The 8,285-nt window shown below is 67.8% G+C and carries 9 protein-coding genes; 4 read left to right on the top strand and 5 right to left on the bottom strand.

From position 1 onward, the window contains the following. From AB0M20_RS15715 to AB0M20_RS15725, 3 genes are all read left to right on the top strand, one after another. The coding region (locus tag AB0M20_RS15715) for a sugar phosphate isomerase/epimerase (protein ID WP_364298574.1) at nt 1–496 on the top strand (496 nt) is incomplete at its 5' end. Then, entirely contained in the window at nt 496–2,547 is a 2,052-nt protein-coding gene (locus tag AB0M20_RS15720; protein ID WP_364298576.1) for a PQQ-dependent sugar dehydrogenase, read from the top strand. The genes AB0M20_RS15715 and AB0M20_RS15720, both read left to right, overlap by 1 nt. Before the next feature lie 72 nt (nt 2,548–2,619). Further along, complete coding sequence (locus AB0M20_RS15725) at nt 2,620–3,474, top strand: SDR family NAD(P)-dependent oxidoreductase (RefSeq protein ID WP_364298578.1); 855 nt, start codon at nt 2,620–2,622, stop codon at nt 3,472–3,474. Here AB0M20_RS15725 and AB0M20_RS15730 read toward each other — a convergent pair. From AB0M20_RS15730 to AB0M20_RS15750, 5 genes are all read right to left on the bottom strand, one after another. Beyond that, nucleotides 3,462–4,982 (bottom strand): NAD(P)/FAD-dependent oxidoreductase, encoded by a 1,521-nt coding sequence (locus AB0M20_RS15730; protein WP_364298580.1) that lies wholly within the window; start codon nt 4,980–4,982, stop codon nt 3,462–3,464. The two genes, AB0M20_RS15725 and AB0M20_RS15730, sit on opposite strands and share 13 nt — an antisense overlap. Before the next feature lie 168 nt (nt 4,983–5,150). Continuing rightward, entirely contained in the window at nt 5,151–5,375 is a 225-nt protein-coding gene (locus AB0M20_RS15735; RefSeq protein WP_364298583.1) for a tyrosine-type recombinase/integrase, read from the bottom strand. Next, entirely contained in the window at nt 5,339–6,220 is an 882-nt protein-coding gene (locus AB0M20_RS15740; RefSeq protein ID WP_364298585.1) for a tyrosine-type recombinase/integrase, read from the bottom strand. Before AB0M20_RS15740 ends, AB0M20_RS15735 begins: the two co-directional genes overlap by 37 nt. Nucleotides 6,221–6,486: 266 nt before the next feature. Next, nucleotides 6,487–6,921, bottom strand: coding sequence for a hypothetical protein (locus tag AB0M20_RS15745; protein ID WP_364298587.1), 435 nt, complete (start codon nt 6,919–6,921; stop codon nt 6,487–6,489). Nucleotides 6,922–6,947: 26 nt separating this feature from the next. Continuing rightward, nucleotides 6,948–7,532, bottom strand: a complete 585-nt coding sequence (locus AB0M20_RS15750; RefSeq protein WP_364298589.1) for a DUF2637 domain-containing protein — start codon at nt 7,530–7,532, stop codon at nt 6,948–6,950. 485 nt (nt 7,533–8,017) lie between these two features. Between AB0M20_RS15750 and AB0M20_RS15755 the strand changes: the two genes are divergently transcribed. Next, the coding region (locus tag AB0M20_RS15755) for a hypothetical protein (protein ID WP_364298591.1) at nt 8,018–8,285 on the top strand (268 nt) is incomplete at its 3' end.

Consider the following 8,285-nt stretch of genomic DNA (forward strand, 5'->3'; position numbering starts at 1 on the left):
CCGCGACGCGGCCGTCTACCGGGCGTTCGCCGCGGACCTGAACAAGGCGGGCGAGCTCGCCCGCCGCGCCGGGCTGAGCTTCGGCTACCACAACCACCACCTGGAGTTCGTCCGCCAGGACGGCACCGACCGGACCGGCTTCGACATCCTCACCAGCCAGACCGATCCGCGGCTGGTGCACCTGGAGGTCGACCTCTACTGGGCGTGGCGCGGCGCGCACGACCCGGTCGACCTGATCCACCGCCACCGCGGCCGGATCAAGCAGGTCCACGTCAAGGACCTCAAGGTGGACACGAGCAACTTCACCAGTGCCCCGTTCGAGGACCCCGGCGTCGGGATCATCGACTTCAAGCGGATCTTCCGGCTCGCGCGCGAGGCCGGGCTGGTCGAGTACATCGTGGAGCGCGACGACGCAGGCACTCCGCCGCGCACACCCGAGCAGGCCTTGGACACCGCCCGCGTGGGCTATGAATTCCTCAAGGGATTGCGGTTCTGATGCGCAGACTTCTTGCTTCAGCGGCGGCGGCCGTGCTGGTCACCGCCTTCATCTCGACACCGGCAGAGGCCGCCGTGCCGCCGGACTCCGACTTCCAGAAGGTTACCCTCAACGACTTCCCGGGCGAGCCCATCGCCCTGGCCGTGCTGCCGGACAAGCGGGTGCTGCACACCAGCCGCAAGGGCGAGGTGCGCATCCACGAGCCGCGCACCGGCCGCAACGTGCTGGCCGCCACCATCCCCGTCTACCAGCACGACGAGGAGGGTGTGCAGGGCATCGCGATCGACCCGGACTTCGCCGGCAACCGCTGGGTGTACATCTACTACTCGCCGGTGCTGGACACGCCCACCGACAACCCGGACACCCCGGTGAACGAGGGCAACGCGCCGGAGAACGGCACGGCGGCCGACTTCGCGCCGTTCAAGGGTCACATGCAGCTGTCCCGGTTCAAGCTGCGCGGCAACACCCTGGATCTGGGCTCCGAGCAGCAGATCCTGCAGGTGCCGACCGACCGCGGCATCTGCTGCCACGTCGGCGGCAAGATCGACTTCGACAGCCAGGGCAACCTGTTCCTGTCCACCGGCGACGACACCAACCCGTTCGCCTCCAGCGGCTTCGCCCCGATCGACGAGCGGGCGACCCGCAACCCGGCGTTCGACGCGCAGCGGTCGTCGGCGAACACCAACGACCTGCGGGGCAAGCTGCTGCGGATCAAGGTCAAGCCGAACGGCACGTACTCCATCCCGCGCGGCAACCTGTTCCAGCCGGGCGCGCCGAAGACCAAGCCCGAGATCTACGCGATGGGCCTGCGCAACCCGTTCCGGTTCGACGTCGACGAGACCACCGGTGTGGTCTACCTCGCCGACTACTCGCCGGACGCCAACACGCCGAACCCGCAGCGCGGTCCGGCCGGCCACGGCCGCTGGATGGCCATCGACCGGCCGGCCAACTACGGATGGCCGTACTGCGTGTCGCCGACCATGCCCTATGTGGACTTCGACTTCGCCACGAACACCTCCAGGCAGCCGTTCAACTGCGCTCAGCCGGTGAACGACTCGCCGAACAACACCGGGCTGCGGTTCCTGCCCACGGTGGAGAAGGCGGAGATCATCTACACGTACTCCGCCAGCGCGCAGTGGCCGCAGCTGGGCACCGGCGGCATCGGGCCGATGGGCGGACCGGCCTACCAGTACGACGCCCGCAACGACTCGCAGACCGCGTGGCCGGCCGACTTCGACGGCAAGCCGCTGTTCTACGAGTGGACCCGCGACTACGTCAAGGCGCTGACCCTGGACTCGAACGACCAGGTCACCAACATCGAGTCGGTGCTGCCGTCGATCATCTTCGACAACCCGATGGACATGGAGTTCGGCCCGGACGGCGCGCTCTACGTCCTTGAGTACGGCGACGGCTTCTTCTCCGAGAACCCGGAGGCGCAGCTGTCCCGGATCGACTACGCGCCGAACAACAAGACGCCGATCGTGAAGATCAACGCGGAGCCGACCGTCGGCTCGGCGCCGTTCACCGTGAACTTCTCCAGCGCCGGCACCTACGACCCCGACGGTGACGCGCTGCGGTACGCGTGGGACTTCGACGCGGACGGCACGGTGGACTCGCGGCGGCAGTACCCGGCGTACACGTACACCGAGAACGGCGACTACCGCGCCACGCTGAAGGTCACCGACTCGACCGGCCGGTCCGCCTCGGCGGAGTTCCTGCTGCACGTCGGCCCGGTGGCGCCCACGGTCGAGCTCGTGACGACGCCGGCCCCCGGCCAGCCGTTCGCGTTCGGCAACGTCGTGACGTTCCAGGTGAACGTCGTGGACGACCAGCCGGTCAACTGCGCGAACGTCACGGTGAACTACATCCTGGGCCACGACCAGCACGGTCACCCGCTGTCGCAGACCTCCGGCTGCAGCGGCTCGATCACCACGTTCGTCCCCGAGGGGCACGAGGGCCTGCCGGGCCTGAGCGCGGTGTTCGTGGCCGAGTACACGGACGCCGACGGCAGCAGCGGCTCCGACGAGGTGGTGCTGACACCGACCTCGTAGACATCTCGTCACGAGAGGGCCGGGCGTTCGCGCCCGGCCCCTTTGTCGTACCCGGGTGGTTGGGTGTGCGGCATGAGGACAGCGGTGGTGACCGGCGCCAGCCGGGGTGTGGGCAAGGGCGTCGCGGTCGCGCTGGGCGCGGCGGGCTATGAGGTGTACGTGACCGGCCGCTCGACCGGCACGTCGGTGACGCATCCGTCGGTCGGCGGCACGGTCGAGCAGACCGCGGCGGCGGTCGACGCGGCGGGTGCCGAGTCGGGTGGCCGGGGCGTGCCGGTGGTGTGCGACCACACCGACGACGAGCAGACCCGCGCGCTGTTCGAGCAGGTCCGCGAGCGGTCCGGCGGCCTCGACGTGCTGGTCAACAACGTGTGGGGCGGCTATGCGGCCTATCACGAGGATCGCTACCAGGACATGTCGGGCCCGTTCTGGGAGCAGCCGCTGCGGGTGTGGGACGACATGTTCCGGGCCGGGGTGCGCGCCCACTACGCGGCCACCGTGCTCGCGGTGCCGCTGCTGCGCCGGGGCGGCCTGGTCGCCACGATCTCGTTCTTCCCCGGCTCCTACCCGGCCGGCGACGACCAGGTCGCCTACAGCGTCGCCAAGGCCGCCGACGACCGGATGACCGCCGTGATGGCCGCCCAGCTACGGCCGCGCGAGGTGACCGCGGTGGCGCTCTACCCCGGCCTGGTCCGCACCGAGGGCGTGCTGCGGGCCGGCGACTTCTTCGATCTGTCGAATTCGGAGTCGCCCGAGTTCATCGGCCGGGCGGTGGCCGCGCTGGCGGCCGATCCGCAGGTCATCGAGCGGACCGGCCGGGCGCTCGTGGTCGCCGAGGTGGCCGATGAGTACGGCTTCACCGACGTCGACGGCGCGCGCCCGGCCAGTGCCCGGGAGTTCTACGCGTCGAAGGATCAGGCGGTGTGATGGCTCTCGGCGAGGTGGTAAACGGGGGTGTCCAGTCCCTCGAAACGCGCCTTGAGCTGCAGGGCGAGATAGAGCGAGTAGTGCCGCGACTGGTGCAGGTTGCCGCCGTGGAACCACAGGTTCTGCTGGCGGGTGGGCTTCCACATGTTGCGCTGCTCGCCCTCCCACGGCCCGGGGTCCTTCGGCGTGTCCGAGCCCAGGCCCCAGACCTTGCCGACCCGGTCCGCGGTCTCCCGGTCGACGATGTCGGCCACCCAGCCGTTCATCGAGCCGTACCCGGTGGCATACACGACCAGGTCCGCGGGCAGCTCGGTGCCGTCGCCGAGCACCACCGAGTCCTCGGTGAGGTGGTCGACCTGCCCGTGCGCCAGCTTGACCCGGCCGTCCGCGACCAGGTCGGCGGCGCCCACGTCGATGTAGTAGCCGGAGCCGCGTCGCAGGTACTTCATGAAGAGCCCGGAGCCGTCCGCGCCCCAGTCGTGCTCGAACCCGGCCTTCTCCAGGCGGGCGTAGAACTCGGCGTCCCGCTCGGCCATCTGCTGGTAGAGCGGGATCTGGAACTCGTGCATGATCCGGTAGGGGAGAGAGGCGAAGATCATGTCCGCCTTGTCGGTGGTCACCCCGGACGCGACGGCCCGTTCCGAGTAGAGATCGCCCAGCCCGATGTCCATCAGCGACGCCGACTTGACGATGTGCGTCGACGACCGCTGCACCATCGTCACGTCCGCGTCGTGCTCCCACAGCGCGCCGCAGATGTCGAAGGCGGAGTTGTTCGAGCCCACCACGACCACGCGCTTGCCCTCGTAGGCCTCGGGGCCCGGGTGCTGCGACGAGTGGTGCTGCTCGCCGCGGAAGCTGTCGGCGCCCGGGAAGGACGGGATGTTCGGCTTGCCCGACATGCCGGTGGCGAAGACCAGCTGCGCCGGTGTCAGCTCGACCGACTCGCCGTCCCGGTCGACGATCACGCTCCAGTGGCCGTCCTTCCACGTCGCCGAGCGCACCGCCGACTTCGACCAGTACGGCACCTCCATCACGCGGGTGTACATCTCCAGCCAGTCCGCGATCTTGTCCTTGGGCGCGAAAACCGGCCAGTTCGGCGGGAACGGCAGGTAGGGCAGATGGTCGTACCACACCGGGTCGTGCAGGCAGAGCGACTTGTACCGGCGGCGCCACTGGTCGCCGGGCCGGTCGTGCCTGTCGACCACCAGCGACGGCACACCGAGCTGGCGCAGCCGGGCGCCGAGCGAGATGCCGCCCTGCCCGCCGCCGATCACCAGCACATAGGGCTGCCGGTCCCGGCCCAGCGCCGCCGCCTCGGCCTCCCGCTCCTCGCGCCACGAGCGACGACCCTTGGTCAGCGTGTGCGCGACACCCGGCGGACGCCGCCCGGCCAGCGGCTCCTCGTGGCCCTTGAGCTCGCGCAGCGTGGTGAGCAGCGTCCAGGCGCCCTCCTCCGCCAGCCGCAGATGGCCGGTGCCGCGGCCGGCCGCGGTCTCGAACCGGACCACGCCTCGGTCACGCCGCCCGCCTCGGTGGGTTCCTCGGTGGTGGCGAACCCGGAGGGGCGGGTGCCCGCCAGCGTGTGGGTCAGCAGGTCCGCGACGCCGGCGCGGCCCTCGACGGTGGTGATGTTCCAGGTGAAGTGCTGAACATTGTTTGTTTGCACTGGTCAGCAGCTATGCAGCTGCGGGCAAGTCCGCGTCTGGTCCGCATCCGCCGTAGATCCGCATGATCATGGTCTGCGCGGCCTGCCGGGTCCGATCCTCAGCGCTCGGCATGAGGTGCCCGTAGGTGTTGAGCGTGGTTGTCGCGGAGGCGTGACCGAGGGCGTGCTGAATGGTCACGATGTCACACCCGGCGGCGATCAGCGAGCTGGTGAAGAAGTGGCGCAGGTCGTGCATCCGCACCCCGGTAACGTCGCCGAGGCGGCACGTCTTCGTCCAGAGGACTGGCACGAGTTGTGGCACAGCGGCAAGTTGTTCTCGCCAGGAAACAGCCACCCTTCCGGCTTGAGCATGTACCGCTCGATGTGCACTCGCAGCATCGCTGCCAGGGCTTCGGCCATATGGACGGTGCGTTCGCTGCCGTACTTCGGCTGGCGGATCTCGACTCCCGCACCACGCGCCCGCTGGATCTGCCGTTCGACCCAAATCGTGCTGGCCGTGAAGTCGATGTCCTCAACTCGCAGCGCCGCAATCTCGCCGAAGCGCAGTCCAGCGAAGGCGCCCAAGCCGATGAAGGCCCGGAACCGGTTCTCCGACTTGATGAGAAGCGTCCGGACCTGGTCGACCGCCGGCATCTTCAGCGAGGAGTCGCGACGCCGGAGCCGGGGAAGGATCACCCCAGCTGCCGGGTCGGTGGCAATGACGTGATCACGAACCGCGGCTCTGAACACCGTTCGAATGTTGCCCATGCGCGCCGTGATGGTCGACGCCGCGAGGCCGCTGGTCTGCATTGCCTTGACCCAGTTCTCGACGTGTGCGCGCTTGATCTTGACGATGGGGATCTTGGCAAAGGTGGCGGTGGAAGCGATGTAGTTCATGTTCACCGTCGTGTTGGATTCCCACACCTGGCGAGACGCCCACTCCGTGTAGTACGTCAGAAACGTCTCTTTCGAGTTGGGATCGACCCACGTGCCCCGAGCAACAGTTGCCTTCTGATCCGCCTCCCAGCGCATGGCCGCCGCCCTGGTCGTGAAGTGCTTCGCTCGCTCCTTGCCGTCGAGCCCCGAATGCGAGCCCTCCACTTGCCGTCGGTCGCTTCTTGATCGACACGAACCCTCCCTGGTCCGTCGAAGTAACAAGACCACGCGAGGGTCGCGCCGCGCCGCCGGGCGCGTGTAGGGGTACCGAACGGCAACGATCAGTGCCGTACGCTCAGCCTCGTGCCGGGGGTGCCGGTAGCAATCGCACCGCGACTTTCCGCCCCGGCACCCTTAGCCTTGCAACTCACCGGGCTGCGGGCCCATGACCCCAATGGTCACCCCGACCTGCCAGTCGAACAGATCGTCGATTACCTGGCGGATCTCGCCCAGCGGGGATCGACGTCTTGGTCTCGCCGGTAGAGCAACGCCAGGCCGTGCCTCGTCTCCCGCACGGTCCAGTCCGGCGCCGGACCCACCTTCTCCCGCAAGGCGGCGACCAAGCGCAGGCCTTCTTGTTCGAACACAGGTTCGAGGATATGGGTCAAAGCGCTGCCTTGGCATGGTTTGGTTACTCGTTCGACCCAAGTCACCGCTTGATCGGCGAGCGCCGAGTTCATCGTGTGGCGAGCGACGCCGGTTGGACTTACAACCGCGGCGTGGAAGCGCTCGGACCACTTGGCCGGCGACATTACTTCCGTCACCCGGCCGGTCCACCCGCTGCCGGGGTCGAAGGTGGCGACACGTCGCGTCAGGTGCCAGCCCTTCCGGCCAGCAACCGCGCGTTCGAAATCATCGTCCGCCACGCCTCGACGGTAACTCCGGTCCCTCGTCACGCACTTGCGATCAGCGCACGAGCCTCTTTCGTGAGCAGCCGTGCCTTCTCGTAGGGCAGATCAAGCTCGCGACCAATGGCCTTTGCCGTGGTGGTGGCATCGCGCGCAAGGATCTCGACGGCCGCCAGCAGGTGCGGATCCTGCTCTTCACCGGCGGGGGCTTCCACCGTGACGATCGTGCGCCGGTCGAGAGATCGTGATGCGGCAACGACCCACAGCATGAGCTCGAACGAGATCACGAGGGCGATCGCCGGCCAGCCGCCGAAAAGAGCCGCCCGGATCCCGTGCTCAAGCCCGTGCGCGACGTTCACGGCGATCGTGGCGCCGATGCCGAGCAGGAGAGCGAGGCGGGCAAGCCGCGGTTGCGGCAGTCCGTATCGCAAACAGAAGAGTCCGGAAAGCGCAGAGGCGAGCAACATCAAGTCGACCGTCAACGGGATCATGCGGGCCGTCGTCCGATCCTCGCCGAGGCTGAGCGCCAGGGCGTAAGCGTGCCGGTACGAGACCACGAACGACATCGTGGCCAGCACGAGCACGGCAAGCGTCATGGCCATGCGAATCAATCGATCACCGAGCGGCATTCAATAACGATCAAGGATCTGGCTGTACCTGTCGTCCAGCATCGAACACCGACGAGTGACTTCTTCCCCTTCTTGACTTCGTCATGGACAATTCACATCAGAGACGTGACGCTCACGGCGCCGTGTCTCGCCGACTTCGGAGAGGGTCCACTGGGTGCTACGCCCGCGGACTCCCTCCCCTTGGTTGGCGGTAGCAACGAAGGGGCAGCGTGGCTCACCGCGCCCTGCCTCAACCGCGCTGCCTGTCGATCGAGGTCTCCGGTTAGGCCATCCCCTACAACATGCAGGAAGGACGCACTAGCAAGCACCAAGCACCAAATGTGGCCGCGTGTTGCAACACACAGCCACGTCCGTCGCGAATGATCGCCGGCCTAATCCATCGCCTTCATTGTTCTTAGCGTTCCATCGGTTCCCGCTTCCTACAACCAACGAGGGGTGCACATGCACTTCCACACCACTTAGGGCCGCTCCCAGTGGAGGACTCCGTGGCGCTCGCTGCGGTGTTCTTCGTCTTGGTCTTCGTCTTGGCTCTTACGCTCGGTCTCTACACGGTGAGGGGACTGTTGCGACGGAGCGGGGAGACGCTGCTCAAGATTGCTGCAGGTGCGTTCCAGCTTGAGTTTTCGGCGAAGATTGACGCCGACCGAGACGATCCCGAAGTCGTCGCCGCTCCTGCGGAACAGGAGCAGATCGAACCAGCAGCACCCCGCACCGCTATCGCCGGCACTGCCGACGACGGGGGTGGTGGGCCAT

Source organism: Actinoplanes sp. NPDC051633 (assembly GCF_040681735.1).
Lineage (GTDB): Bacteria > Actinomycetota > Actinomycetes > Mycobacteriales > Micromonosporaceae > Actinoplanes.

Coding starts and splice junctions, on each gene's coding strand:
- AB0M20_RS15720 (WP_364298576.1), top strand. CDS start 496: ATGCGCAGACTTCTTGCTTCAGCGGCGGCGGCCGTGCTGGTCACCGCC.
- AB0M20_RS15725 (WP_364298578.1), top strand. CDS start 2,620: ATGAGGACAGCGGTGGTGACCGGCGCCAGCCGGGGTGTGGGCAAGGGC.
- AB0M20_RS15735 (WP_364298583.1), bottom strand. CDS start 5,375: ATGCACGACCTGCGCCACTTCTTCACCAGCTCGCTGATCGCCGCCGGG.
- AB0M20_RS15750 (WP_364298589.1), bottom strand. CDS start 7,532: ATGCCGCTCGGTGATCGATTGATTCGCATGGCCATGACGCTTGCCGTG.